Origin of the sequence: Sphingopyxis sp. Geo25, assembly GCF_949769135.1 — a bacterium.
Lineage (GTDB): Bacteria > Pseudomonadota > Alphaproteobacteria > Sphingomonadales > Sphingomonadaceae > Sphingopyxis.
In genome coordinates this window covers 454537-481331 of sequence record NZ_CATKOZ010000001.1, presented here as the reverse complement: position 1 = coordinate 481331, position 26795 = coordinate 454537, and the positions used below count along the sequence as shown (strand labels likewise).

Below are 26795 nucleotides of genomic sequence, written 5' to 3'. Positions count from 1 at the left end.
CGCCGTGCCGCACGCTTCACACTCACACCGGCTCGGCGCGATCCTGTTGCGGCGTCGGCCCGTCGTCCATGGCGATGAAGCTGATCTTACCCTGTGGTTCGAGGATCGCCCATGCCACCTCCGACAGGCGACCGATGCCGGCGAGCCGCATCTCGGAGAGGACTTCGTCGCGCGTGAGCCGGTCGCGGCGCATATTTTCCTCGATCAACTCGCCATCGCGAACGATCACCCGCGGCGTGCCGTCGAGCAGATCCTTGGCCTTCGGAAAAAGATAAGTCGTCCAGCTGAGCACGAGCGCCCAGAAAGCAAAGGTAGAAATGGCAAGCAGGCCGCCGGTAAGGCTGAAATCATTGTGGGTCACGCCCTGCTGAATGAGGTCGCCCATCACGATGAGGAGAACCAGTTCGAACGGCGTCATCTGGCCGAGTTCCCGTTTCCCGAGCAACCGGATGAGGATGTACAGGAAGGCGAACATCGCCGTCGCGCGCAGGACGATGTCCATCAGGGCAAAACCTTGATGCGGAGCGGCTGGCGTCCGATAAGCCGTTTGCCGTCGTAGATGGCGATGCCGCCGCGCGTCCCGGCGAACAAGGGCGGATTGATCTGGCCGTCGATCTTGACGCGGAGCGCCTCGCCCGCCTTGAGAGGACCGTAGGAGAACCGGAATGAGTGATCCCTGAATTCTTCGTCGGCGGGCGCTGGAATCATGGTGTTGATCGTCATGTCGCGCCATAGCCCTGCGTCGACTGCGAGCACCGCTTCGTCGATCGGCGCGGCGGCACGAACAATGATATCGGTCTCGAAGAATTCGCCATTGCGGATGATCGTCGGCGTCTTGATGCTGAGCGCAGCGCCGCCGAAGTCGCTCTCGTTGCGCGGGCTTGGCTGACCGCCGGCGAAACCTGCGAAGGCCAGCGCGAGGACCGTCCCGAGCATCAGCAAGGCAATCGGGCTCGCGTGGCGCTGCCAAAGCCCGCGATGGACAATCGGCTCGCCCACTCCGTCGGGCCGCTCGGTCGGTTCGTCGGCATCGCATTCCATCGCCAGATAACGTCGCACGCGAAGTCTGGTTGCCTTGCCCGTCCGCCCGTCGCCTTCGCCTCGCCGCATGAACGGCCCGGGCAAATCGGCCTCCAATTCATTCGGAACATCGGTCGCCAGCCAGGGAAAACATAAGCGAAGGGCGATGGTCATGGTAGCGCGCGCGTTGGCGTACCAACAATCGAGCATTGGATACCCACAACCCGACAACAATCGGTCTGGGCTGCAAGAGGAACCAAGTGGGACGTCATGGGACGACCCGCTCACTGCAACCAGTGTCTTTATTGAATTTTCCGGGACACGTTGGTCCCTTCTGGGTCCCCCTGGGACCCCGGCCTGGCAGGGGCAGCAGGATTCGAACCCGCGACCCTCGGTTTTGGAGACCGATGCTCTACCAGCTGAGCTATACCCCTAGGCCGGAGTGCGCCCCTAGCCCGATTGCAGGACGGTAGCAAGGGGTATGACGGGTTGCGCATCCAGGCTTGGCTGATATGCGCAAAGTCGCATGACCGCTGCTTCCTCTTCCGGCCCGCCGCAGCATTATCTGGGCGGCATAGCCTTGCGCCTGCTCGCGATGGCAAGCCTGTCGTTCATGTTCGTACTCGTCAAATATATCGATCAGGCGGGCATTCACCTTGCCGAGAGTCTGTTCTGGCGGCAGGCGCTGGTCCTGCCCGTCCTGCTCGTCTGGATTCGCGCAACGACCGGCGGCTTCGCCTCGCTGAAGACGGAGCGCATCGGCGCGCACGCGCGGCGCGCGATGATGGGGCTCACCGGCATGGCGTGCAACTTCGGCGGCATGATCTTCCTGCCGATGGCCGAGGCGACGACGATCAACCTGTCGGTGCCGATCTTCGCGGTGATCTTTGCCGCCATCCTGCTCGGCGAGCAAACCGGCTGGCAGCGCTGGAGCGCGGTGATCGTCGGCTTCGTCGGCGTCCTTGTCGTGCTCAACCCCGGCGCGAGCTTCGCGGGCGGCTTCGGCGGCGCGCATGGCATGGGAACCTTGATCGCGCTCGCGGGCGCGGTGATGACTGCGCTGATCACCATTGCCGTGCGCGACCTCGGCCGCACCGAGCCCGCGGCGACGATCGTCTTCTGGTTCAGTCTGCTCTCGATGATCCCGCTCGGGATCGCCCTGCCCTTCGTCTATACGCCGCACAGCGCGCACGAATGGCTGCTGCTTGTCGGGCTCGGCTTTTCGGGCGCGGTGGTGCAGCTGTCGCTGACCGGCGCCCTGCGACTTGCGCCAGTCGCGGTCGTCATCCCGATGGATTATTCGGCGCTGCTCTGGTCGATCGCGTGCGGCTGGTGGTTCTTCGGCACCTTGCCCGCCGACACGACCTGGGTCGGTGCGCCGCTGATCGTCGCGAGCGGGCTGTTCATCGCCTGGCGCGAGCATCGCCGCCACATCGACCGCCCGAAGGAAGTCGCTGCATGACGCTACCCATTCTCTATCACTGCGCCGATGCGCGTTCGCTGCGCTGCCTGTGGGCGGTCGAGGAGACCGGCATCGAGGTCGACCTCCGCCTCCTCAAATTCCCCCCGCGCGCGTTCGAGCCCGACTACCGCGCGGTCAACCCGCTGATGACGATCCCCGGCTGGGTCGAGGACGGGCGGCTGATGACCGAATCGGCCGCAATCTGCGAGCGCATCGCCGAGGGCACGCCACTCGATGTGCGCCGCGACGAGGCCGATTATTGGGATGCGCGCAACTGGCTGCACCGCAGCGACGCGACGCTAACCTTTCCGCTCGCGATCATGATCCGTTACACACGCGTCGAGCCCGAGGAACGCCGGCTGCGCCAAGCAGTCGAGGATTACAAAGCCTTCTTCGGCGGCCGCGCGAAGAGCATCGAGGCGGCGCTTGCCGACGGCCGCGAATGGCTCGTCGCGGGGCGCTTCACCATCGCCGATATCGTGACCGGCTATGCCGCCTTTCTGGCGACGACGCTGGGCGCCGACGATGTGCTGGGCGACGCGACGACGGCGTGGTTGGAGCGCTGTATGGCGCGCGACGGGTTCAAGCGCGCGCGCGAACGGCAGAAGGGCTAGCGGTAACGTCCGCTTTTTGGGGTGGGAAGCTGCCCTTAAACCTCGTCATGCTGAACTTGTTTCAGCATCTATGGCCGGCCCTCTCGTCCCACGCGGCGGTTGATCAAACGGCAGACCATGGACCCTGAAACAAGTTCAGGGTGACGAGAAAAGGAATGTCAGCAACCGGTCGTTTCCCGTCATTCGTCATCCCGGACTCGATCCGGGATCCACCGCAGCGCTGAAGTCATGGACCCCGGATCAAGTCCGGGGTGACGATGATGGTTAGGGCAGCTTCCGGTCGGTAGCTGTCATTTCATCCAGATCGGCAGCGAAGGCTAGGACGGGTGGGAAGCGGGCGTTGATGAAGCTCCCAGTGGGGAGGGAGACCGCCGCGAAGCGGTGGTGGAGGGGCCGCGACGGCAGCGCCATGGCCCCTCCGTCAGCCCTGCGGGCTGCCACCTCACCATCGCTGCGCGACAGGGAGGATATTACGTCCGCAATCGGTGCTACCCCCCCTTCAATTCACCATCCGCTCATAACCCGCCCAATAGGGCGCGCGCAGGTCCTTGCGGAGGATCTTGCCGCTGGCGTTGCGGGGCAGCGCTTCGATCACGTCGACGCTGCGCGGCGCCTTGAACGCGGCGATGCGTTCGCGCGCCCAGGCGATGATGTCGGCTTCCTCGACGCTCATGCCCGGTTTGGGCACGACGACCGCCTTCACCGTCTCGCCCCATTTCTGGTCGGGAATGCCGATCACCGCGACCTCCTGCACCGCGGGATGGCCGAATATCGCGCTCTCGACCTCGGCCGGATAGACATTCTCGCCGCCCGAGATGATCATGTCCTTCATCCGGTCGTGGATGAAGAGATAGCCGTCTTCGTCGAGATAGCCGGCGTCGCCGGTGTGGATCCAGCCGTCGGCGGTCATCGTCTTCGCGGTCGCCTCGGGCAGGTTCCAGTAACCGATCATATTGTTCGACGAGCGGGTGACGACCTCGCCCACCTCGCCGGTCGGGACGCTCTGGCCGTCGGGACCGAGGATGCGGATCTCGACGCCGGGCAGCGCCTTGCCCGCCGAGCGCATCCGCGCGTTGCCCTCCGGATCATGATCCTCGGGCGGCAACATGCAGATCGTGCCAGTGGTTTCGGTCATGCCATAGGCCTGGATGAAGTCGGCGCCGAACATCTTGATGCACTGGCGCAGAAGCTCGAGCGGGATCGGCGCCGCGCCATAGAGGATATATTTGAGGCGGCGGTAGTCGACGCTCGCGCAGCGCGGATGCATCAGCAGCATCTGCAGCGCTGCGGGCACGATGAAGAAGCGCGTGACGCCATGATGCTCGACCGCGTCGAACACCCCGTCGGGGTTGAATTCGGCGAGGATGATGCCTGGAAGCCCCGCAGCGAGCGCCATGATGCCGAGCCCGGTGCCGCCGATGTGCGCGCAGGGCATCGCGACGAGCACGGCCTCGTCATCCTCCCACTTGGTGTAGGGCATGTCGGCTTCGTTCGAATGTTTGCGCAGCGCGAAGAGGTTGCGGTTCGACAGCACCGCACCCTTGGGATTGCCGGTGGTGCCCGAGGTATAGAGCTGAAGCACCGCATCGTCCTGCCGCGAGGGGGTGAACGGCGCGCGGGCGGTGTTCGCGATCAACGCGCGCGCCTCGGCGGCGCCGATGATCCGCGGGGCGTGCTCGAGTTTGCCGGCAAGCTGGTCGGGCACCGCCTCGAACCCCGGCCCCGTAAAGACGATCTTCGCCTTGGTGTCGTTGACGACATAAGCCCATTCGGTGGGCGACAGGCGCCAGCCGATCGGGGCCATCACGATCCCCGCGCGCGCCGCGCCGTAAAAGAGGGTGAAATAGAGGTCGCTGTTCTTGCCGATCCACGCGACGCGGTCGCCCTTTTGCAGGCCGGCGGCGAGCAGGGCGGTGGCGACCCGCGCGGTCCGCTCCTCGACCTCGGCATAGGTGAAAAGCCGGTCCTCCTCGCGCATCGCCAGCCGGTCGGGCCGGTCCTCGGCCCAATGGGTCAGGAATTCGTCGAAGGTAAAAAGCTCCGAAACATCGCGGGCCATCCATCTCTCTCCATCGAATCGCGTCGTTTTGCGCGGTTTCGAAGAGGCTAACGGCTCGGGCGGCGACGTAAAGCCGCGATTGACCGACCCGCCACGGCGGCCAGTCAGCCGTAGCGGAACAGCAGCATCAGATTGTTGGCAGGCATCGCGCGGCGTTCGGTGAGCGCAAAGCCGGCTGCGGTGGCCGCTGCCTTGACATCGGCGGTGTCGCGCAGGCCCCATTCGGGATTACGGGCGCGGAGGCTGGCGTCGAACGCAAGGTTGCTCTCGGCCGTAGGGACATCGGCCTCGACATAGGGACCATAGAGGATCAACGACGCCCCGGCAGGAAGCAGCCGCGCAGCGCCCGCGAACAGGCCGGGCGTTGCGGCCCAGGGGCTGATGTGGACCATGTTGATGCACAGCAGCGCATCGGCGCTCGCCGGCGGCCAATCGGGCGAAGCCGCGTCGAGCATCAGCGGCGGGGCGAGGTTGGCCAGCCCGGCCTCGGCGCTCCAGGCCGCTATCGACGTCAGGGCGTCGGGATCGGGATCGCTCGGCTGCCAGTCCAGATGCGGAAAGGCGGCGGCGAAATGGACGATATGCTCGCCCGACCCGCTCGCGACCTCCAGCACGGTGCCAGCGGGCGGCAGCCAATCGGCCAGCACCGCCACGATGGCGTCCCGGTTGCGCAGCGTCGCGGGCGCGTGGCGCTTGGCTTCGTTCCCGCCGTCGCCCAGTGTCCAGGGCGCCGATGTCACGCCTTCGCCTGCGCCCGCGCGCGGCGCTCGCGCACGATCAGCCACAGGAACAGGCCGACCGGCCCGACCATCAGGGTCAGGAACAGGAACGGAAATTGCGCGATGCGGCCGAAGCCCTTGGCATCGGCATCGCGCGCGATCCACATGCCGGTGAAGAGGTCGAAGGCGAGATAATGCACCCACCCCATCGTCGTGCCGCCGGGCGTGTCGAACAATTTCATCACGCCCGCGAGCGACGAGAAATCGCCACCGCTACCCTGCCCGCCCGGATCGATCCCGCCCAACAGGAAGCCGGTGATCAGGACGATATAGAGAAGGCAGAGCAGGAACACCCCGGCATACATGACGAACGACAGGATACGCGGACTGCGCGGCGCGAAGGCGAGCAACGCCCAGCCCGCGAACGCCCAGTAGTTTGCCAGCAGATAGATGGTGTTCCAGCTCATCACGTCCCCCTTTTTCTAGAACAAGCCGCCAAGTCCGAAGAGCAGGATGCCCACGAACAGCGCAACCAGACCAACGGTCACAATCAGCAGAGTCAGACGCGCCGCAGGCAGACGCCGGGTCGCGACGAACGCCGCGGCGGTGCCGAGGCCGAACGCGATCAGCGGGGCATAGAGGAACGCCCAGTCATAGCCGAACTCGCGGCGGACCTTCACCATCTCCCATTGTTCGACGACGAGGCCGTACACCGTGATCGCGGCAAGCCACACCGCGACGAAAACGACCGCGAACAGCGCGCCGGCGGCAAGGCAACCTCCGACGCTGCGGCGGGTCTCGCTGTCGATCGGATCGGACCCCGCCATAGATACTCCCTATTCGGCGATATAACGCCACGGACTGGCCGGCGTATCACGATGCCAGATCGTAAAAAAGGGCGATACCGGGATCGGCGCGTAGGCCGCAAGTCCGGGCGGGCGCTGCTTCGGGATGATCCGGCCGAAGCTGACGCCAAGGTCGCCCGACGCCGATACAATGCCGAAGTCGGGGCCCCAGTCGATCGACTGTCCCGGCACCGGCTCGGGATCGAAACCCGCGGCGATCGCCGCGGCGCTTTCGGTATAGCCCGCGCCCGCGCCCATGTTGATCGCGTCGGCGCGGCCATATTCGGCGAAGGCCGGGCCGACGCCGATCAGCTGCGCTTTGGCCGCGAAGGCGCGCTCGGCGGCGAGCAGCGTATCCAGCGCGTCGTGCTGCGTGGTGCCGCGCCAAGCCGCAGCGTCGGGCAAGCCGAGGGCGCGGAAAACGCTGTCCACTTCGCCCTCGGGCCGCGGTGCGCGCTTGTAGGCTAGCGCTCGCCAACCGTCGGCGGTGCGGCCCCAATAGGTCATATATTTGCCCGGCTGCTTGGTACCGTCGGGCTGGGTGATCGTCAGATAGCCGGCGGTGAAGCCCTGCTTCCCGTCGGCCGAAACCCCGCCGCGTACCGGCACCCACTCGGCGCGGGCGTTGGCCGCGGTGGGGTTGGCCTTGAGGTAAGCGACGATCTCCTCGCGCGAGCGCAGGAACGGCTTTGCACCGCGCGCCGGCATGACGGCATCGGGCGCGAGTATGGCGCCGATTGCTTCGGGAAACGGCAGCTCGCGCGCCCTTTCGGCGAAGGCCTTGTCGGCTGCGACCAGCTCGGCGAGCTGCACTGCCGGGGTTGGTGCGACGGCAGCAGCGGGCTCCGCGCTCTGCACGACGCCCGGAACCGCCGCGACAAGGATCGACCAGAACAGAAGAGGCGACATGGGCATTCCTTCCTTTGGCGGGGCGCCGATGGAGGAAAGCCCCGGTCAGCCGCCCCCGACTTCGCTCGCGACCGGCACGCCCGGCGCAGCCGCCGGTTCGCTCCACGCCAGCACCGGGTTACGCGCGGCCTTCGTCTCGTCGAGCCGCGCGCGCGGGGCGAAATGCGGGGCGGTCTTCAGCGCCGGGTCGCCGTTCTTCGCGCGCAGCGCGATGCTGCGCAGCGCGCCGATGAACTGGTCTAGCACCGCCTTCGACTCGGTCTCGGTCGGTTCGACCAACATCGCGCCGTGGACGACGAGCGGGAAATAGACCGTCATCGGGTGATAACCCTCGTCGATCAGCCCCTTGGCGACGTCGAGCGTCGAGAAGCCCTCGGCGAGGCCTTTGTCGCTGAACAGCGCCTCGTGCATGCACGGCCCCGAGAAGCCGAACGGCGCATCCAGCACGTCTTCGAGATTGCGCAGGATATAGTTCGCGTTGAGCACCGCATCCTCGGCGACCTGCTTGAGGCCGTCGGCACCGTGGCTGAGGATATAGGTCAGCGCGCGGGTGAACATGCCCATCTGGCCATGGAAGGCGGTCATGCGGCCGAAGGTTTCGGGATGATCCTCTCCCGCGTTTTCCTCCTCGATCAGGCGGAAGCCGCCATCGGCCTGCTTTGCGACGAAGGGTAGCGGCGCGAAGGGCGCGAGCGCTTCGGACAGCACGACCGGGCCCGAACCGGGGCCGCCGCCGCCGTGCGGGGTCGAGAAGGTCTTGTGCAGGTTGATGTGCATCGCATCGACGCCGAGGTCGCCAGGCCGCACGCGCCCGACGATCGCGTTGAAGTTTGCGCCGTCGCAATAGACATAGCCGCCCGCAGCATGGACCGCGTCGGAGATCGCCCGCATATCGCGCTCGAACAGGCCGCAGGTGTTGGGGTTGGTGACCATCACGCCCGCGACATCGGGGCCGAGGCGCGCTTTCAGCGCCGCGAGATCGACGCGGCCTTCGGCGGTCGCCGGAATATCCTCGACGGAAAAGCCCGCGAAGGCCGCGGTCGCGGGATTGGTGCCGTGTGCGCTTTCGGGGACGAGCAGCACGCGGCGGTCCTCGCCGCGCGCCTCGAGCGCGGCCTTGATGCAGAGGATGCCGCAAAGCTCGCCATGCGCGCCCGCCTTGGGCGACATCGCGACGCTGTGCATCCCGGTGAGCGTGACCAGCCATTCGGCGAGTTCGTGAATCACCGCATAGGCGCCCTGCACCGTCTCTTGCGGCTGCAGCGGATGCGCGTCGGCGAAGCCCGGCATCCGCGCGACCTTTTCGTTGAGGCGCGGGTTGTGCTTCATCGTGCAGCTGCCGAGCGGGAACAGGCCAAGGTCGATCGCATAATTCTGGCGCGACAGCCGGGTGTAGTGCCGCACGGTTTCGGACTCGCTGAGCCCCGGGAGGCCGATGGGCGTCGAGCGCGCGAGATTGCCGAGATCGGCGACAGGGGTTTCCTCGTCGAAATCGACGCCCGTGGTTTCGCTCGAGCCGATCTCGAAGATCAGCGGCTCTTCGAGCATCAGCGCGCGGTTGCCGGTGAAGGTGACGTTATCGTCGGCACCGCCGGCGGTCATTTCGGGGCGCCAGCCGGCGCGGTTGAGCGCGGTCATGCCAGCACCTCCTTCAGCGCCGCGGCAAAGGCGGCGATATCATCCTCGGTCACGGTTTCGGTCACCGCCACCACGAGCCCGTTAGCCAGTCCATCATTGTCGGGGTAAAGGCGGCCGAGCGACACGCCGCCGAGCACGCCCTTCTCGGCAAGCTGGTGGACGACCGGCCGCGCTGCCGTCGGCAACAGCAGCGTGAATTCGTTGAAGAAGGCACTGTTCATCGCCGATACGCCTGGCACCTTGGCCAATTCGGCGGCAGCCAGCTTCGCACGGCCGTGATTGATCGCCGCGAGCTGACGCAAGCCCGCTTCGCCGAGCAGCGTCATGTGAATGCTGAACGCCAGCGCACAAAGCCCCGAGTTCGTGCAGATATTGCTCGTCGCCTTCTCGCGGCGGATATGCTGCTCGCGCGTCGAAAGCGTCAGCACGAAGCCGCGCTTGCCATTGGCGTCGACGGTCTCGCCGCAGAGGCGGCCGGGCATCTGGCGGACATATTTCGCCTTGCACGCGAAGAGGCCGACATAGGGCCCACCGAACTGGAGCCCGACGCCGAGCGACTGGCCTTCGCCGACGACGATGTCCGCCCCCATCTCGCCGGGCGCCTTGATCGCGCCGAGCGCTACGGGCTCGGTGACGACCGCGATCAGCAGCGCGCCGGCTGCCTGGCACGCGCTCGCGAGTGCCGTCATGTCGTCGATGCGGCCGAGGATGTCGGGATATTGAACGACGACGCAGCTCGTTTCCTTGTCGATCGCTTGCGCCAGCGCCGCCCAGTCGGTGCCAGCTTCGAGGCGGGGGTCGCCATCGACGAGCACGTCGCCTGTATATTTCGCCATCGTCCGCGCGACGCTGCGGTAATGCGGGTGAAGGCCGGTCGAGAGCAAAGCCTTGCCCCGTTTGGTGACGCGCCGCGCCATCACGATTGCTTCCCAGCACGCCGTCGAGCCGTCGTACATCGACGCATTGGCAACGTCGGTGCCGAGCAGGCGCGCGACCTGGCTCTGGAATTCGAACAGCATCTGCAGCGTGCCCTGCGCGATTTCGGGCTGATAGGGCGTGTAGGCGGTCAGGAACTCGCCGCGCTGGATCAGATGATCGACGCTCGACGGCACATGGTGGCGATAGGCACCCGCCCCGAGGAAGAAGGGCCCGTCGCCCGCCGCGCGATTCTGCCGCGCCAGCGCCGCCATATGGCGTTCGACCGCGAGCTCGCTCGCATGATTCGGCAGGCCGGCGATCGGGCCGTCGAGCCGCGCTTCGGCGGGAACGTCGACGAACAGGTCGTCGATCGACGAGGCGCCGACGGCGGCGAGCATCGCCGACCGGTCGCCGCTGGTGAGAGGCAGATAGCGCATGAACTACTCCGGAGAAGAAGCGGGTTTTGTTGAAAAAAGACGGGCGGTATCGGCAAGCGTCCCCGAAAAGACGGCGGGGCCGGTGTGGGTCGTGCGAATCCAGGGGGCGAGCCATATCCGGAAACCCGCGTCGCGAACGCGGCGGCAAAAGGCATAATCGTCCGACAGCAGGGCGCGGGTTTCGGGATCGATGAGCGGGGAGAAGAAGGACGGTTCGGTTTCGCCGATCCCATGCGCCTGGCGCTCGCCGGGGTCGGGACGAAACACGAGGTCGGGCAGCGCGCCGCGCATTGCTTCGAGCACCGCGCGGCGGATCAGCATCATCGCGGTGCCGAGCCGCGACAGCTCGACAAGCTCGTTGAGCTTGAAGCTCTCCCCTTCATTCAGGAAGTGCAGCGCGAAATCGCCCGCATAGCGCGCAAGATCGGCGGGGTCGTCCTTCGCGAGCCCCGCCTCGACCGCGCGCGCGACATTCTGCCAGTTGATCATCCGGCGCGGACAGGCGCCGCCGATCACCCCCACGTCGGGGTTCGCCCCCATCGCGCGGATCAGCGAAAAGACATCGTCGGCCGAAAAATCGATGTCCGCGTCGACGAACAGCAGGTGCGTGCAATCGCTGGCCAGAAACATGGCGGTGAGCAAGTCGCGCGCGCGGCCGATCGCCGGCTGGTAGAGGATGAATTCGAAGCGCACCGCGATGCCCGCCGCCTGCGCGCGCAGCGCAAGATCGAGCGCCGCACGGACATAGCTGCCCTGCGCGCCGTCATAGATCGGCGTCGCCACCATCAGGCGGCAGTCGGCAAGCGCGGCGTCGCTACTCACACATCCTCCACCCTCCTCCGCGGGAGGGACCATGGCGTCACAGATCGGCGATGAAGGCCTTGTACGCGTCGGCGTTCATCAACCCGTCGAGCTGGCTCTTGTCGCTCAGCGTCATGCGGAAGAACCAGCCCTCGCCCTCGGGGTCGCTGTTCACCAGCGCGGGGTCTTCCTCGAGCTGGCCATTGCCCTCGGTCACGGTGCCGTCGACCGGCGCATAGACGTCGCTTGCCGCCTTCACCGATTCGACGACCGCAGCGTCGCCGCCCGCGCTCAATTCCGCGCCGGTATCGGGAACCTCGACGAAGACGATGTCGCCAAGCTGGCTCTGGGCGAAGTCGGTGATTCCGACCGTCGCGACGTCGCCGTCGACGTCGATCCATTCATGCTCTTCAGTGTAATAACGCGGCATCGGTCAGCCTCCCTGTTTGCGGACATAGCGGTGTGGAATGAAGGGCATCGCGGCGACGGTGCAATGCACGCGCTTGCCGCGAACCTCGGCGGCGATCGCTGTGCCCGGCACGGCGTGGTCGCGCGGCACATAGCCCATGGCGATGGGCGCGCCGACGCTGGGGGCGAAGCCGCCCGACGTCACGACGCCGATTTCGGTGTTGCCGTCGAACAGCTTCGCGCCCTCGCGGACGGGCAGCTTGCCATCGACGAGCAGGCCGACGCGCTTGCGCGGCGCGCCGCCCTCCAGATGACCGAGGATGCGCGCCGCGCCGGGGAAGCCGCCTTCCTCGCGGCGGCGCTTGCTGATCGCGAAAGCCAGATCGCCCTCGATCGGATCGATCTCTTCGTTGAGGTCATGACCATAGAGCGGCAGCCCGGCTTCGAGGCGGAGCGAGTCGCGCGCGCCGAGGCCGATCGGCTTCACTTCGGGCTCGCCGCACAGAAGGTCGGCAACGTGCTGCACCTTGTCGGTATCGACGGAAATCTCGAACCCGTCCTCGCCGGTATAGCCCGAGCGGCTGATCCACGCATCGACGCCGCCGATCTGATACGGCCCGCCCATCATGAAGACGAGCGCGTCGAGACCCCATTGACCCGTCGTATGGCGCTTCAGGGCGTCGAACGCCTTCGGCCCTTGCAGCGCAAGCAGCGCGCGGTCCTCGAAATGGTTGATCGTGATCGCATCGGGCAAAGCTTCGCGAAGGTGGCCGATATCCTCCCACTTCACCGCGCCATTGACGACCATGTAGATGCCTTCGGGCCAGCGGCTGAGCATGAGATCGTCGAGAATGCCGCCCTCTTCATTGAGGAGTAGCGAGTAGCGCATCCGACCGACCGCCAGGCTCTTCACATCGCCGGGCACGATCGTCTCGAGCGCCTCGTCGAGACCTTCGCCCGATAAATAGAGCTGGCCCATGTGACTGACGTCGAACAGGCCGGCGTTTTCGCGGACCCATTGGTGCTCGGCCATGATGCCTTCATACTGAATCGGCATCCAGTAGCCGGCGAACTCGACCATCCGGCCACCCTTCGCGCGGTGCCAAGCGTCGAGCGGCAGGGTTGCGGTCTCTACCGCCTCTTCGCCCGTAAAATCCGTTTCAGTCATGTCAGTCTCCCGCGGTTGACATGGCGAACGCGCGGCGGGTTGCCGCGGTTTCCGCCATGCCCCCTCTGTCACGGGAACCTGAGAGTTTTCCTCCATCAGGCGATGGAGTTACCCCTTCGGTGGTTCCGATCCTCACCCAGTCGAGGCGGCCGGAACGCTTTCCAGAGTGTCCGTTCCAGCCAGCGCGGTCCGTTGACCTGAGAGTTTCCGGGGCGGTTGCTCCTTCGGTGGCGGATCAGGTTGCCCTGTCCCGCGCTCTCCCGCGCGACCGGTCGAATCCCCTGCAGGGGGATGCGACGGACGTCCGAGCCTTGGCGCCCGCCTTTTGCGGAGTCAATCGGCGAGCGCGCGGATTGCGTCGTTTTCGTGGATATACGCGCCGGATTCGGTCCGGCCGACCAGCGCGACGATCGCGCGCGCGACCAATGCGCCGGGGATCGAGCGATAGCGACGGAGCGAGCTGTGCATGAGCGCGTCGGTGAGCGGCGCCGCGATCATCGCCAGCCCCTCGCCGAAACGCGCCGGCCCGGCCCGGTTGCCGGTGAGCAAGCCGGGGCGGAGAATGTCGAGCCTCTCGAAACCGAGGGCGCGGAGGGCCTGCTCGGTCTCGCCCTTGGTGCGAAGGTAGAAATTGCCGCTCTTCGCCGCCGCACCGACCGAACTGACGACAATCATCTGCCGCGCGCCGCCGCGCCGCGCGCCCTCGGCGGCGGCAAGGACGAGGTCGTGGTCGACGGCGCGAAACGCCGCTTGCGACCCCGCCTGCCGGATCGTCGTGCCAAGACAGCAGATCAGCGTGGCCGGCTTTCGGGCGGCTATCAGCTCGCTCCAGCCCTCAGACGGCGCGACGATGACGCCATGACCCCCCAGCCCTTCTTCGACCTCGCGGCGCGCAAGGATCGTGAGCGCGCACGCGGGTGCCTGTTCGATCACCGAACGACCGATCATTCCGGTCGCACCGACGAGCAGTACGTCAGACATGCGCCAGTGCCTCGGGCACCGCGTCGCGCCCGAAAATCGCGGCGTAGCGGTCGATGGCGAAACGATCGGTCATGCCGGCAATATAGTCGCCGATATGTCTTATTGTCGCGCATTCTTCGCCGGGCAGGCGCGACGACCAGTCACTGCCCATCAGACGCGGGTCGTTGGCATAGGCTTCGAACAGCCGCACGATCACCTGTTTCGCGCCGGCGGCAGCCGCGAGCTGCGAGGGGTGGTGATAGAGATTGGCGTACATGAAACGCTTGAGGTCGCGCTCCTGCCGCGCAAGGTCGGGCGAGAAACCGCCGAGCATGCGACCAGCATCACGCACGTCGGCGACGGACGCCACGCCTGCCTCGATCACATTGGCTTCGGTCGCCGCGATGACGTCGTTGACCATGACGCCGATCTGGTCGCGCACCAGTTCGCGCAAGAGCCGGTCGCGGGGAGCATCGGGAAAGCGTGCTTCGACGGCGCGGAAATTGGCGGCGACGAACGGCTGGTCCATCAGCTGGTCGAGGTCGAGCAACCCCGCACGCAGGCCGTCGTCGATATCATGATTGTCATAAGCGATATCGTCGGCGACCGCCGCAATCTGCGCTTCGAGGCTGGCGTGGCTGGCAAGGTCGAGGGGGAATTCGGCGTCGATATCGGCGAGTGCCCAGCCCGGATGGCGGACCGGGCCATTGTGTTTTGCGAGCCCTTCCAGCGTCTCCCAGGTCAGGTTGATCCCGTCGAACAGCGGATAGGGGCATTCGAGCCGCGCCAGCGTGCGCAGCGTATGGCCATTGTGGTCGAAACCGCCATGGCCGAACATCGCGGCTTTCAGCGCGTCCTCACCGGCGTGGCCGAAGGGCGGATGGCCGATGTCATGCGCGAGGCACAGCGCCTCGGTCAGATCTTCGTTGAGGCCGAGCGCGCGGGCGATACCGCGGCCGATCTGCGCGACCTCGATACTGTGCGTCAGGCGCACGCGATAATGATCGCCGTCGGGCGCGATAAAGACCTGCGTCTTGTGTCGCAAACGGCGAAAGGCAATCGAATGGATGATGCGGTCGCGGTCGCGCTGGAACATATCGCGCGGCCCGCGCACGACGCGGCCCGGTTCGTCATGCCATCGCCCGCGACTTCGCGCCGGGTCGCTGGCGCAGGCGGCAACGCTCATTTGATCGGATCGACGTCTTGGCCGGCTTCGCTGTTGAAGAGGAAGCCGTCGCCGCCCGCCTTCTTGTAGCTCGCCAGCCAGTCCTGCGCGGCCTTCTTGTCCTTGAACGGGCCGACGAGCAGGCGGCGCGTCTTGCCCCATTCGGTCGTCGCGCCCGCCTTGCCCTTGAACAGATCGGGGCTCTTCTTCGCGAATTTGCCGAAGTCGGTCGCCAGCGCCTTCGGATTGGCACCGGTCGCGATCTGGACCCAGAGGCGTGCGGGATTGGCTTTCTTTTCCGCCGCTTCGGCCTTGGCCTTCGCATCGGCTTCCGCCTTTGCCTTCGCCGCGGCCTCGTCCTTCTCGCGCTTCGCCGCCTCGGCGGCATCGGCGCGCCTTTTCTCTTCGCGCAGCTTCGCGAGCGTGTCGGCGCCGATCGCATTGTCGGCCTGCGCAAGCTCCTCGGTCGGAATCTCGATCGAACTGGCGATCGCCGCCAGCGAAGCCAGCGGCGCGGGATCGACGCTTGCCGCGGGGGATGGAGGCGGCGCGGGCGGCGGCATGACGGCCGCCGTCTCGGGCGCGGACGACGCGCTTACAGCGGGAACGGGTGCCGCGTCGGCCGACCTGCCGAGATCGTTGATCGAGAATCCCGGGCCGACCGGAGGCTTGGCCGGCGCGGCGTCGACGGACGTTGGCGTCGTCGCACTCGCCGACGCCGGCAGTGAACTCGCAGGCGGCGACGCAGGGGCCGCAGCCGGACCGGCCGGCGGCACGGACGTCGCCGGCCGGATCGTCGGCCGGAATGGCGACGGCAGTTCGGGCGGACCCGACGCGGCGGCACCAGATGCCGGCGTCGGCGTGATCGCCGCAGCCGCCGGGCGCGTACCGGCAAGCGCAGGGGCGGGAGCCGGTTTCGGCGTGGGCGAAAAACCCGGCGGTAATTGTTCGGTACCGGCGGGAGCCGGCGCGCGAGCGGCCGCCGGTTTCGGCGTCGGCGAAAAACCGGGCGGGTACTGCTCGGCGCTCGCAAGAGCTGGCTGACGAGCGGTTGCCGGCGCCGGCGTCGGTTTCACGGCAGCTTTGGGCGTCGCCGCGGGCGGCTTGTTGCGCTTGCCGGTCGCCACCGGCGCGGGAGCGGGCTGCGGCGTTGCGGCCGCAATCTGGACCGGCTTACGCGGCGGACCGAGCTGGCCGCTCGGGAAGCGACCGAAATGCGCCGCCGCCGCCTGCTGCGCGGGGTTGAGGCGGTCGAGCTTGACGAGGTAGGGAATGATATTCTGCGCAAGGGCGGCGGGCATCGTCGCATTGACGATCTCGGTCGCTTCGTCGTTGCGACCGTTGATCGCGAGGATCATCGCGCGCAGCCGCCAGGCGGCGCGATCCTGCGCCTTGAGCTGCGGCGTCAAGAACTGGATGGCGCGATCGGGTTCGCCGCTGATTGCCAGCGACAGCGCATAGCGGCGGACGGTTTCTTCGTTCGGGGCGAGCGACAGGGCGAGCTGGTAATCGCGCTGCGCCGCATCCTGTTGCCCCAGCAAGTCGCGCGCGAGCCCACGGTCGGCGAGGAATAGCCGCTCGGGGGCGCCGAGAAGCTGGGCTTCACCGAAATAGTCGAGCGCCCGCGTCGGCGTTTCCATATGGACCATCGCCGAACCGAGCGCGGCCTTGATCGCGCCGTCGCGCGGACTCGCCTGTTCGGCGCGGGTCAGAAACGTGATCGCCGCGCGATAATCCTCGAGCTCGATCGAGGCGCGCCCGGCGTCGAGGAGCGCCGACGTGTCGTTGGCGTTGGTCGCCAGACGACTGACCGCCGAGGACAACATCGTCCGCGCCGCGGTACGCTTTTCAAGCGCGGCGCGCGTCGCCGCGTCGGGCGCCGCCGCCTGCATCGCCGCGACCGGGGCCGCGATACAGGTGCCAAGCAAAAGGGCCCCGACCATGGCGGCGAAACGCCGCGTCCGCCGGGGCCCGGTCTTCAGTGTCTTGTGCCGCAGGGGCAAGTCAGATCATCCCGCTTGTCGGCCTGCCTTGCCCTGACGGGCGGCCGATCGCTGCCCTGTTACTGGTTGTTCTGGCGACCGAGGAATCGCGGCAGGTCTACCCCGTCGTCCTTGTCCTCGTCCCGTTCGGCCGCGCCGCCGCCGCGCGACAGGCGCGACATGCGTTCGAACAACGTACCGCCGCCGAGCGAACGCGCCGGCGCCTCTTCGGCAGCAGCCGTTGATTCCGGGCCGGCATCGCCAGCCGGAGCCTCGGGTTCGCTGAGCACCAGCTCGTCGGTGGTGTCGTCATAGGTCGCCGCGACCTGCGACAATTCCATCGGCTCCTCCTCTGCCACCTCGGCAGCGCGAGCCTCGGGCGCTTCGCCGAGCGAGAAGCCGGGCGCAGGATCGCTGGCGAATTCCCCGGCGGCCGCCTCGACCGGCGTTTCTTCGGCCTCGGGTTCGACGAGCATTTCCTCGGCGACCGGCGCAGACGCCGCGGCGCGCGCGGGCTGGAACGAGAAACCACGCGTCATCGCCGCCGCGGGGGCTGCGACCTCGCCGGTGCCGTCGATGCCGGTCGCAACGACCGACACGCGAATCTTGCCCTCAAGCCCCTCGTTGAAGGCGCTGCCCCAGATGATGTTCGCATCGGGGTCGACCAGCTCGCGGATGTGGTTCGCCGCCTCGTCGACCTCCATCAGGCGCATGTCCTCGCCGCCGGTGATCGAGATGATGACGCCCTTCGCGCCCGCCATCGACACGCCGTCGAGCAGCGGGTTGGCAATCGCCTTTTGCGCCGCCTCGAGCGCGCGGCCGTCGCCTTCGGCCTCGCCGGTGCCCATCATCGCCTTGCCCATTTCGCGCATCACGCTGCGCACGTCGGCGAAGTCAAGGTTGATGAGGCCCGGCATGACCATCAGGTCGGTGATGCCGCGAACGCCCTGCTGGAGCACTTCATCGGCCATCGTGAACGCTTCCTTGAAGGTCGTGTTCGGGTTGGCGACGAGGAAGAGGTTCTGGTTCGGAATGACGATCAGCGTGTCGACATGATCCTGCAACTCGGCGATACCGGCCTCGGCCGAGCGCATCCGGCGATTACCCTCGAAGGTGAAGGGCTTGGTCACGACGCCGACGGTCAGGATGCCGCGGTCGCGCGCCGCCTTGGCGATCACCGGCGCCGCACCGGTGCCGGTGCCGCCGCCCATACCCGCGGCGATGAAGCACATATGCGCACCGTTCAGCGCCTCTTCGACCTGCGCGATGCTTTCCTCGGCGGCCGCGCGGCCGACCTCGGGCCGCGAACCCGCGCCCAGCCCCTGGGTGATCTGCGTCCCCAGCTGGATGCGGCGTTCGGCCGGCGATGCGTTCAGCGCCTGCGCGTCGGTGTTGGCGACGACGAAATCGACGCCCTCGACGCGCGAGGCGATCATGTTGGCGATGGCATTGCCCCCGGCGCCGCCAACCCCGATAACCGCGATACGCGGTTTCAGTTCATCGACCTGCGGCGGGCCAATATTGATGCTCATCCACTAATCTCCCTGCAGCGGCGGACCTGCGCCGCTTCCCTCACCTTGCGACCCATCCGGACGTCAGTCCCACCGTCCGGCATTCTGGTATTGCATTGCACTATTGTGACCTCGGAATCACCCAAAAAATTAACCTTTTCGTCCCCTGGACATCAAAAACTGCTCTTGAGAGCGGCCATCAAACGGTTGATGATCCCGGTGCTCTTCGGCCGGTACACATCCTGCGCCATCATCGGCAGGTCGCGAAGGTCCACCGGGTCCGACGCGGCGTAGAGAACCAGTCCCGCGAGCGTCGCGAAAGCGGGGCCCGAATGCGCGTCGGGCAGGCCGTGCAGACCGCGCGGCCGGCCGATGCGCGCCGCGCGGCCGAGCGCGCTCTGGGTATAATCGGCGATCCCTTTCAGGTCGGCGCCGCCACCGACGAGCACGACCTGGCGGCCAACCGGGCCGACAAAATGCAGGTCTTTCAGCGTCCTCCCGACGTCTCCCATCATCGCGTCGAGGCGCTGGCGGATGACCGCAACGAGCTGCGCACGCGTGATGCGCGGCGAATCCGACCCGGTGGGCGCGGAAGGGTCAAGCTCGATGATCTCGTTATTGTCGCGCGGACTGGCCGAGGCCGAGCCATAGAAGCTCTGCAACCGCTGCGCCTGGCTGCGGCGGATACCGAAGGCCGAAGCGATATCGTCCGTGATGTCGCTGGCGCCGAAGGGCAGCGACGCCATTTCGACCAGCATCCCCCCCGCGTAGAGCGAGACGGTGGTGACCGCCGCGCCAAGCTCGACGAGCGCGACGCCGAGGTCGCGCTCCTCGTCCGACAGGCAGGCGAGCCCTGCGGCGATCGGCGACGCCACGACCGCGTTGACGTCGAGATGCGCCTGCCGCACCGCAGCCTCTAGGTTCCGCACCGGCGCGCCATCGGCCATGATGATATGGATGTCGACGCCGAGCCGGTCGGCGTGAAGGCCGATCGGGTTCTTGACCCCGGTGAGGCCGTCGAGCGTATAGAGCGCGGGCTGCGCGTGCAGAATCATCCGTCCCTCGGGGTCGATGCCGGCGCGTCCCGCGGCGAGCAGGTCGTCGATATCCTCCTGCTCGATGCGGTGGCCGCCAAGCTCGCTCTCGATCGGCGCGACATCGCTGAGCAGGCTGCCCGCCGAGAAGCTGACCCAGACATCGTCGATGTTCAGCCCTGCAATGCGTTCGGCCTGCTCGATCGCCTCGCGCACGATATGCTCGGTCTGTTCCATGTCGGCGACATAGCCGCGCTGGACGCCCCGGCTCTCGCGCTGGCCGGTGCCGAGGACATGGAGCGCACCGTCCGCCGTCTGTCCCGCGATCAGCGCGCAGACCTTCCACGACCCGACATCGAGCGCGGTGATGATCTTTTCGATGCGCGGCGGCGCCATGGCTTATCCTTTCACCGCCGAGCTGGCCCCGGCAACGGCGTCGACCGCATCGCGCGCGTCTTCGAGCTTCGTCGGCGCCACCTGCCCTTCGTGCGGCAAGCGTAGCACGAAACGCGACGGGTCACGCATGTCGAAACGCAATATGCCGCGCCCGAGCAACCGGTTGGCGCCGTCCATATGCGCGAACCTGGCAAGCGCGGCCTTCGCCTCGCCCTCACCCTCGGGGAGCGACAGCGTCTCACCGCTGCGGAAACGCAGATCCCAGCGGCGGTTGCCGACCCAGGTCGCCCCGGCGAGCAATTCCTTGAGGCTGCTCGCCTCGGCGAGCAGGCGTTCGAGATCCTGCGCGCGCTGGTTCGCGCGCGGCCCGATGACGAGCGGCAGGTCGGGCATCGTCGCGACACTGACGGGTTCGAGCACGACGCCCTTTTCGTCGATCAGCGAGAGGCGATTGTTGTGCTGCCAGATCGCGGCGGGTGACCGTTCGACGATGTCGACGACGAGCGTGTCGGGCAGACGGCGCGACACGCGCGCGTCCTTGATCCAGCCATATTGCATCAGGTCGTGGCGCACATCCTCGAGGTCGACCGCCGCCATCGAGCGGTCCTTCTGCGCGAGCGCGATGTCATAGACCTTGAGCCGGTCGATGCGGTCGGCGCCGACGACCTCGACCTTCTTGACCATGAAGCCCGCCCGGCCGACCGCCTGGGCATATTCCTCGTGAATTTTCGCGGTGACGCCGGTCGCGTGCGCGACAAGCACGATCAGCGCGGCGAGGCCGAGGCCGATCGTCCAGTTGGCGACGCGCTGAAGCTGCTGCGGCGATACGGGCAGCGCATTGATCACAGCGTTGAGGCGGGACTTCTGGACCGAGCGCCGCTTCTTCGTCGTGCGCGCGGGGCGCCGCGGCGCGGCCTTGCCGCGCTTGATCTTCGTACTGCTCATGACTTCATTCTCATGACAGGGCTTCCCCCACGATACGTTCGACGAGTTCGGCATAATCCATGCCGATGGCGCGCGCTTGCTCGGGCACGAGGCTGAGCGGCGTCATGCCGGGTTGGGTGTTGACCTCGAGCAGGAAGATGCCCGCGAGGCCATGTTCGTCGTCCCAGCGGAAATCGGAGCGCGACGCGCCCTTGCAACCGAGCAGGCGGTGCGCCTGCACCGCGAGATCCTTCATCCGCTGCGCGATGTCGTCCGGGACTTCGGCGGGGCAGACATGCTCGGTCAGTCCCTCGGTATATTTGGCGTCATAGTCGTAGAAGCCCGACTTGACGCGCAGTTCGGTCACGCCGAGCGCCCGGTCGCCGAGCACCGCGACAGTCAGCTCGCGCCCCTTGATGAAGGGCTCGGCGAGCAGCCGGTCGAACTCCTGCCAGGGGCCGACCGCATCGCGCGCAATCGGGTTGCCGTAATTGCTGTCGTCCTTGACGATCGCGACCCCGACCGACGAGCCTTCGTTCACAGGCTTGAGGACATAGGGACGCGGCAAGGGGTCGACCGAATAAAGGCTTTCGCTGTCGACCATCGTCCCCGTCGGCATCGGGATACCATGCGGGACAAGCGCCTGCTTCGTCAATTCCTTGTCGATCGCGATCACCGACGTGACGAGGCCGCTATGGGTGTATTTGAGGCCCATCAGGTCGAGCATGCCCTGCACCGTCCCGTCTTCGCCCGGGACGCCGTGAAGCGCGTTGAACACGACGTCGGGCTTTGCCTCCGCCAGCCGCAGCGCCACGTCGCGATCCATGTCGATACGTGTGACCTTGTGCCCGCGGCTTTCAAGCGCGTCGGCGACGCCATTGCCGCTCATCAGCGACACTTCGCGTTCGGCCGACCAGCCCCCCATCAGGACGGCGACATGCCACGGCCCTCGGCTCATTCGGGCTTACCCACGCGCTGTATCTCCCATTGCAAATCGATGCCGCTCTTGTCCTTCACCCGGCGGCGGACTTCCTCGCCGAGCGCCTCGATATCGGCGCTTGTCGCGTCGCCGGTGTTGATCAGGAAGTTGGTGTGCTTCTCGCTAACCTGCGCGCCGCCGACCGCGAAGCCGCGGCAGCCGGCTTCATCGACAAGCTGCCACGCCTTGTACCCGTCGGGGTTCTTGAAGGTCGAGCCGCCGGTCTTCGAACGCAGCGGCTGCGAGGCTTCGCGGCTCGCCGAGATGCGGTCCATTTCGGCCTGAATGGCTGTGGGTTCATCCCGATAGCCACGGAAGGTTGCGCCGACGACGACCGCGCCCTCGGGCAATTCGCTGTGGCGATAAGTGTAGCCGAGGTCTTCCAAAGCAAGGAATTTGCGCTGACCTGACCGAAGCACGACCTCGCAACTGATCAGAATGTCTTTCACCTCGCGACCATAAGCACCGCCGTTCATGCGGACGAAGCCACCAACGGTGCCCGGAATGGAGCGAAGAAATTCGAGGCCGCCTACACCGGCATCCCGTGCCGTCGAAGAGACCAGAATGCCAGAAGCGCCGCCGCCGCAGCTTAGCGTCTGCCCATCCTCAACAACCACCTTCGCGAACGCCTTGCCGAGCCGGACGACGACGCCGGGAAAGCCGCCGTCGCGGACGATCAGGTTCGAGCCGAGGCCGAGCGCCATCACCGGGATCGCGGGATCGAGATCGCGGAGGAAGGCGGCGAGATCGTCGGCGTCCTTCGGCTCGAACAGCCAGTCGGCGGGGCCGCCCGACTTGAACCAGACGAGCGGGGCCAGCGGGGCCTTTGCCGTCAGCTTGCCGCGAACGGCCGGGAGGGTGGCGGTCGCATTCATATTGCGCGACCTTTCTTTTCTTCGTCACCCTGAACTTGTTTCAGGGTCCATGGCCGGACCTCGAAACATGCGCCGCGTTGATCGAGAAGACCGGCCATGGATGCTGAAACAAGTTCAGCATGACGAGTGAAGGAAAGGGTCATTTCTGCCCCTCCACCGCGCTCGCCAGCCCCGCCGCCATCTTCGTAATATCACCCGCGCCAAGGCAGATGATCATATCGCCCGCACCGAGATCGCCCGCCTTGATGCTATCCGCGATGCTCCCAGCCAGCGTCCCGGCATCCGCCACGACATTCGCCTGGCGATGACCGCGGTCGCGCAGGCCCGCGACCAGCGCATCCGACGACACGCCGTCGATCGGCGCTTCCCCGGCCGCATAGACGGGCAGCGCGAACACGATATCGGCGTCGTTAAACGCCTGCTGGAAATCGTCCATATGATCACGGAGACGCGTGAAGCGGTGCGGCTGGACGACGCCAACGACGCGCCCGGCCCCTGCTCCCTCGCGCGCGGCCGACAGCACGGCGCGGATCTCGACCGGGTGGTGGGCATAATCGTCGATGACGGTGACGACGCCATCCTTGACCGCGATCTCCCCGACCTTGGTAAAGCGGCGCTTGACCCCCGCAAAGCCGTTGAAGCCCGAAACGATCTTGTCGTCGCTGACGCCCATGTGCAGCGCCACCGCAATCGCCGCGAGCGCGTTCTGGACGTTGTGGCGGCCCGACATCGGCAAATGGATGCCCTCGATCGTGCGGCTGTTCCCGTCGCGGTCGCGGACGACGACGTCGAAGCGGTTGCCGTCGGGACCGGGCGTGACATTGGTGCCGCGCACGTCCGCTTGTGCCGAGAAGCCATAGGTCACGATGCGGCGGTCGCGGATGCGCGGGATGATCGCCTGCACCTCGGGATGGTCGAGACAGAGCATCGCCGCCCCGTAAAAGGGTACATTCTCGATAAACTCGACGAAGGCGTCCTTGATCGCGTCGAAGCTGCCATAATGGTCGAGATGTTCGGGATCGATATTGGTGACGACCGCGATCGTGCCGTCGAGGCGCAGGAAGCTGCCGTCGCTCTCGTCGGCTTCGACCACCATCCAGTCCGACGCGCCGAGACGCGCGTTCGAACCATAATTGTTGATGATGCCGCCGTTGATCACCGTCGGGTCGATCCCGCCCGCGTCGAGCAGCGCGGCGACAAGGCTGGTCGTCGTCGTCTTGCCGTGCGTGCCGGCGATCGCGACGGTCGACTTCAGGCGCATCAGCTCGGCGAGCATTTCGGCGCGGCGGACGATCGGGATACGGTGCGCGAGCGCCGCCTCGACCTCGGGATTGCCGCGCTTGACCGCGGTCGAGGTGACGACGACCGCGACGCCGTCGACGTTCGAAGCGTCGTGGCCGATCGCGACCTTGATCCCGCGCGCCCGAAGTCCCTCGACGACATAGGAGTCGGCGATGTCGCTGCCCTGCACCTGATAGCCAAGATTGTGCATCACCTCGGCGATCCCCGACATGCCGATGCCGCCGATGCCGATAAAGTGGATGATGCCGATATCGGTCGCAACGCCGCGCATCAGCGTTCTCCCGCGCGCGTCGCGGCGACGCCGGACGCAACGGCAGCGCCACGCGAAGGCGATCCGACGCGGATCACGTCCATCATCGGCGGTGCGGCGAGCGACTCGACAAGATCGGCAAGGTCGCGCGTCGCATTCGGAAGACCGCAGCTCGCGGCGCGTTCGGCCGCCTCTTCGAGCGCGCCGGGTTCGAGCGCCATGCGCTGGATATGCTTCGCAACCTCTGCCGCGGTAAAATCGGGCTGCTGGAACGAAATCGCCCCGCCTGCCTCGACCAGATCAACGACGTTATAGGTCTGGTGATTGTCCATCGCGTGCGGATAGGGGACAAAGATCGCGGGACGCCCGGCGCAGGCGAGTTCGGCGACGGTCGATGCGCCCGCGCGCGCGATCACCAGATGCGCCCAGCGCAGCCGCTCAGGAAAATCCTTGATATAGGGCGCGCATTCGGCAGCGACGCCGAGGTCGGCATATTTGGCGCGCACCGCCTCGATATCGTCCTCGCGGCACTGCTGCACGACCTGCAGCCGGTCGAGCAGCGCGCGCGGCAGCATCGCGATTGCGGCGGGGACAACATCGCTCAGCACCGTGGCGCCCAAGCTGCCGCCGACGACGAGCAGGCGGACGATGCCGTCCTCGGGAAGCGGCGGGAAGCCCTCGTCGCGGATTTGGGCGATTTCGTCGCGCACCGGGTTGCCGGTGATATGCTTCTTGAGCTCATGCCCCGCCGGAAAGCGCTGGATATTGCGATAGGCAACCGCGACTGCGTCGACGCGCGGCGCCATCAACCGGTTGACGCGGCCGAGCACGGCATTCTGTTCGTGGATCACCCGCGGGCGCCTGGTCGCGCCCGCCGCGAGCAGGCTGGGGAGCGAGGGATAGCCGCCGAAGCCGACGACGACCGCCGGGTCGAATTCCTCGATCAGGTCGATGGCCATGCGGCGCCCCTTGCGGATCGCGAACGCCGCCTTGACCCAGCCGACGGGGCCGCCCGACACGCGGCCGGCGGGAAGGACATGCGTTTCGAGATCGGCAGGGGCGCCAGGAATCTTCAGGCCGCGATCGTCGCTCACCAGCGCCACGCGGTGCCCGCGCGCGATCAGTTCGCCCGCGAGGGCATAGGCGGGCAGCATATGCCCCCCGGTTCCCCCGGCGGCGAGGAGGAAGTGGCGGGTCGCTGTCATTTATTGTTCCAGTTGCGGGTGAGGGACACCCGCGCCGCATAGGGGTTCCGGCGGGTCAGCGACAAGAGCAAACCCATACCGATCGACAAAGCGATGAACGACGAGCCGCCATAGCTGATGAAGGGGAGGGTCATGCCCTTCGACGGGAACAGCTGCGTGTTCACTGCCATATTGATCGTTGCCTGTCCGCCGAACTGCGCGATCAGCCCCGCGACCGCGAGGATCAGGAAGCTGTCCTCCTCGTCGAGCAGGCGGACCAGCACGCGGACGATGATCGCGAGAAACAGGACCGCGATCGCGATGCACGCGATGATCCCGAACTCCTCGCCGATCACCGAGAAGATGTAGTCGGTATGCGCTTCGGGCAGCTTGAACTTGGCGAGCCCCGCGCCGGGGCCCGAGCCAATGAGCCCGCCGGCGGTGATCGTCGCGTGCGCCTTGTCCTCCTGAAAGCTGTCGCCCTCGCCGAACAGCCAGCTGTTGATGCGCTGATGCGCGACCGAATAGGTGAAGTATGCGACGACGATCCCGGCAAGGCCGCTTGCGGCGAGGACGCCGATGATCCGCATCGAAAGCCCCGCGACCATCACGAGCACCAGCCAGGTGCCGATGAAGATGATCGTCTGCCCGAGGTCGGGCTGGCCCATCAGCAGCACGCCGATCACGCCGGTGAGCAGGAAGGACAAGGGGACAACGGGCAGGCTCTGGTCGTGGAGGCGCAGCGACAGGATCCACGCGAGCGTGACCGCGAAGAACGGCTTCAGAAACTCCGACGGCTGGAGGCGGAAGATGCCGCTGCCAAGCCAGCGCTGCGCGCCGTTCACCGTCGTGCCGATCAGCGGCACGAGGAACAGCAGCGCCATGAAAACGATCGTGCCATAGATGGCAAAGCGCCGTGCCTGCGCTTTGGGTAGCATCGACACTGCGAGCATCACCGGGACGCCGACGACGACCCACATGAGCTGGCGATAGAAATAATAGAGCGGGTCGAGGCTGGCGGTCGCGGTCGACAGTTTCTGCGCCGCCACGGGCGAGGCAGCCGCGACGGCGACGAGCCCGGTCGCAATCAGCATCGAGACGAGCAGCAGCAGCACGCGGTCGATTTCCCAGAACCACAGGCCGAGCGGGGTGCGGTCGGCGCGGCTGAGGCGCGGTCCGCGCCGCTTCGCCGTCCGCGTCGTCGCGGCGATCACCGGTCGTTCGGCTGCATCCAT

The 26795-nt window shown here is 66.7% G+C and carries 26 protein-coding genes, 1 tRNA gene and 2 riboswitches; of the genes, 2 read left to right on the top strand and 25 right to left on the bottom strand.

Translation table 11 applies throughout. From position 1 onward, the window contains the following. Nucleotides 1–22 precede the first annotated feature (22 nt). The 3 genes from QOL68_RS02430 to QOL68_RS02420 all read right to left on the bottom strand — a co-directional run bounded on the left by QOL68_RS02430 (nucleotide 23) and on the right by QOL68_RS02420 (nucleotide 1454). The gene (locus QOL68_RS02430; protein ID WP_058454604.1) at nucleotides 23–502 is read right to left on the bottom strand and encodes a DUF421 domain-containing protein; all 480 of its coding nucleotides are present in this window, start codon (nucleotides 500–502) and stop codon (nucleotides 23–25) included. Continuing rightward, the gene (locus QOL68_RS02425) at nucleotides 502–1194 is read right to left on the bottom strand and encodes a hypothetical protein (protein ID WP_282946615.1); all 693 of its coding nucleotides are present in this window, start codon (nucleotides 1192–1194) and stop codon (nucleotides 502–504) included. Before QOL68_RS02425 ends, QOL68_RS02430 begins: the two co-directional genes overlap by 1 nt. 184 nt (nucleotides 1195–1378) lie before the next feature. After that, nucleotides 1379–1454 (bottom strand) — tRNA-Trp (locus tag QOL68_RS02420). Between the two features lie 92 nt (nucleotides 1455–1546). Here QOL68_RS02420 and QOL68_RS02415 point away from each other — a divergent pair. Together QOL68_RS02415 and QOL68_RS02410 are read left to right on the top strand one after the other, a co-directional pair. Next, a complete protein-coding gene (locus QOL68_RS02415; RefSeq protein ID WP_058454606.1) occupies nucleotides 1547–2482 on the top strand; it encodes a DMT family transporter in 936 nt (311 codons plus the stop codon). Beyond that, nucleotides 2479–3096, top strand: coding sequence for a glutathione S-transferase family protein (locus QOL68_RS02410; protein WP_282946612.1), 618 nt, complete (start codon nucleotides 2479–2481; stop codon nucleotides 3094–3096). The genes QOL68_RS02415 and QOL68_RS02410 overlap by 4 nt, the downstream gene beginning before the upstream one ends. 499 nt (nucleotides 3097–3595) lie before the next feature. Here QOL68_RS02410 and QOL68_RS02405 read toward each other — a convergent pair whose 3' ends face one another. From QOL68_RS02405 to QOL68_RS02300, 22 genes are all read right to left on the bottom strand, one after another. Next, nucleotides 3596–5155, bottom strand: a complete 1560-nt coding sequence (locus QOL68_RS02405; protein WP_282946610.1) for a fatty acid--CoA ligase — start codon at nucleotides 5153–5155, stop codon at nucleotides 3596–3598. Between the two features lie 104 nt (nucleotides 5156–5259). Then, nucleotides 5260–5895 (bottom strand): DUF938 domain-containing protein, encoded by a 636-nt coding sequence (locus QOL68_RS02400; protein ID WP_058454609.1) that lies wholly within the window; start codon nucleotides 5893–5895, stop codon nucleotides 5260–5262. Beyond that, complete coding sequence (locus tag QOL68_RS02395) at nucleotides 5892–6341, bottom strand: ABA4-like family protein (protein WP_282946608.1); 450 nt, start codon at nucleotides 6339–6341, stop codon at nucleotides 5892–5894. The genes QOL68_RS02400 and QOL68_RS02395 overlap by 4 nt, the downstream gene beginning before the upstream one ends. 15 nt (nucleotides 6342–6356) lie before the next feature. Continuing rightward, complete coding sequence (locus QOL68_RS02390; protein ID WP_058454611.1) at nucleotides 6357–6701, bottom strand: hypothetical protein; 345 nt, start codon at nucleotides 6699–6701, stop codon at nucleotides 6357–6359. Nucleotides 6702–6710: 9 nt separating this feature from the next. Next, nucleotides 6711–7628, bottom strand: coding sequence for a DUF4440 domain-containing protein (locus QOL68_RS02385; RefSeq protein ID WP_282946607.1), 918 nt, complete (start codon nucleotides 7626–7628; stop codon nucleotides 6711–6713). A gap of 45 nt (nucleotides 7629–7673) precedes the next feature. Next, entirely contained in the window at nucleotides 7674–9266 is a 1593-nt protein-coding gene (gcvPB, locus tag QOL68_RS02380) for an aminomethyl-transferring glycine dehydrogenase subunit GcvPB (protein ID WP_282946605.1), read from the bottom strand. Next, entirely contained in the window at nucleotides 9263–10621 is a 1359-nt protein-coding gene (gene gcvPA, locus QOL68_RS02375; RefSeq protein ID WP_282946603.1) for an aminomethyl-transferring glycine dehydrogenase subunit GcvPA, read from the bottom strand. Before gcvPA ends, gcvPB begins: the two co-directional genes overlap by 4 nt. Before the next feature lie 3 nt (nucleotides 10622–10624). Further along, entirely contained in the window at nucleotides 10625–11443 is an 819-nt protein-coding gene (locus QOL68_RS02370) for a glycosyltransferase family protein (RefSeq protein ID WP_282946601.1), read from the bottom strand. A 37-nt stretch (nucleotides 11444–11480) separates the two neighbouring features. Then, nucleotides 11481–11852, bottom strand: a complete 372-nt coding sequence (gene gcvH / locus QOL68_RS02365; protein WP_282946599.1) for a glycine cleavage system protein GcvH — start codon at nucleotides 11850–11852, stop codon at nucleotides 11481–11483. Nucleotides 11853–11855: 3 nt separating this feature from the next. Continuing rightward, entirely contained in the window at nucleotides 11856–12998 is a 1143-nt protein-coding gene (gene gcvT / locus QOL68_RS02360; RefSeq protein ID WP_282946596.1) for a glycine cleavage system aminomethyltransferase GcvT, read from the bottom strand. A 55-nt stretch (nucleotides 12999–13053) separates the two neighbouring features. Beyond that, nucleotides 13054–13173: riboswitch (glycine riboswitch) on the bottom strand. Continuing rightward, a riboswitch (glycine riboswitch) is annotated at nucleotides 13174–13271 on the bottom strand. It lies immediately after the preceding riboswitch. A gap of 60 nt (nucleotides 13272–13331) precedes the next feature. Beyond that, complete coding sequence (locus QOL68_RS02355; protein WP_282946595.1) at nucleotides 13332–13979, bottom strand: Rossmann-fold NAD(P)-binding domain-containing protein; 648 nt, start codon at nucleotides 13977–13979, stop codon at nucleotides 13332–13334. After that, nucleotides 13972–15144 carry a deoxyguanosinetriphosphate triphosphohydrolase gene (locus QOL68_RS02350; protein ID WP_282946593.1) on the bottom strand — a complete coding sequence of 391 codons (1173 nt, stop codon included), beginning with the start codon at nucleotides 15142–15144 and terminating at the stop codon, nucleotides 13972–13974. Before QOL68_RS02350 ends, QOL68_RS02355 begins: the two co-directional genes overlap by 8 nt. Further along, nucleotides 15141–17066: a tetratricopeptide repeat protein gene (locus QOL68_RS02345; protein ID WP_282946591.1), complete on the bottom strand. Its 1926-nt coding sequence runs from the start codon at nucleotides 17064–17066 to the stop codon at nucleotides 15141–15143. The genes QOL68_RS02350 and QOL68_RS02345 overlap by 4 nt, the downstream gene beginning before the upstream one ends. A 119-nt stretch (nucleotides 17067–17185) precedes the next feature. Continuing rightward, a complete protein-coding gene (gene ftsZ / locus QOL68_RS02340; RefSeq protein WP_282946590.1) occupies nucleotides 17186–18637 on the bottom strand; it encodes a cell division protein FtsZ in 1452 nt (483 codons plus the stop codon). Between the two features lie 152 nt (nucleotides 18638–18789). Next, complete coding sequence (gene ftsA / locus QOL68_RS02335; protein ID WP_282946589.1) at nucleotides 18790–20046, bottom strand: cell division protein FtsA; 1257 nt, start codon at nucleotides 20044–20046, stop codon at nucleotides 18790–18792. 3 nt (nucleotides 20047–20049) lie between these two features. Beyond that, nucleotides 20050–20991, bottom strand: a complete 942-nt coding sequence (locus tag QOL68_RS02330) for a cell division protein FtsQ/DivIB (RefSeq protein ID WP_282946587.1) — start codon at nucleotides 20989–20991, stop codon at nucleotides 20050–20052. A 10-nt stretch (nucleotides 20992–21001) separates the two neighbouring features. Beyond that, nucleotides 21002–21928 (bottom strand): D-alanine--D-alanine ligase, encoded by a 927-nt coding sequence (locus QOL68_RS02325; RefSeq protein ID WP_282946585.1) that lies wholly within the window; start codon nucleotides 21926–21928, stop codon nucleotides 21002–21004. Further along, nucleotides 21925–22824, bottom strand: a complete 900-nt coding sequence (gene murB, locus QOL68_RS02320; RefSeq protein ID WP_058454623.1) for a UDP-N-acetylmuramate dehydrogenase — start codon at nucleotides 22822–22824, stop codon at nucleotides 21925–21927. The genes QOL68_RS02325 and murB overlap by 4 nt, the downstream gene beginning before the upstream one ends. Beyond that, nucleotides 22821–22967 (bottom strand): hypothetical protein, encoded by a 147-nt coding sequence (locus QOL68_RS02315; RefSeq protein WP_156416438.1) that lies wholly within the window; start codon nucleotides 22965–22967, stop codon nucleotides 22821–22823. Before QOL68_RS02315 ends, murB begins: the two co-directional genes overlap by 4 nt. Then, a complete protein-coding gene (gene murC / locus QOL68_RS02310) occupies nucleotides 22964–24397 on the bottom strand; it encodes a UDP-N-acetylmuramate--L-alanine ligase (protein ID WP_282946581.1) in 1434 nt (477 codons plus the stop codon). Before murC ends, QOL68_RS02315 begins: the two co-directional genes overlap by 4 nt. Beyond that, nucleotides 24397–25581 carry an undecaprenyldiphospho-muramoylpentapeptide beta-N-acetylglucosaminyltransferase gene (gene murG / locus QOL68_RS02305; protein WP_282946580.1) on the bottom strand — a complete coding sequence of 395 codons (1185 nt, stop codon included), beginning with the start codon at nucleotides 25579–25581 and terminating at the stop codon, nucleotides 24397–24399. Before murG ends, murC begins: the two co-directional genes overlap by 1 nt. Further along, nucleotides 25578–26795: an FtsW/RodA/SpoVE family cell cycle protein gene (locus QOL68_RS02300; RefSeq protein WP_282946578.1), complete on the bottom strand. Its 1218-nt coding sequence runs from the start codon at nucleotides 26793–26795 to the stop codon at nucleotides 25578–25580. The genes murG and QOL68_RS02300 overlap by 4 nt, the downstream gene beginning before the upstream one ends.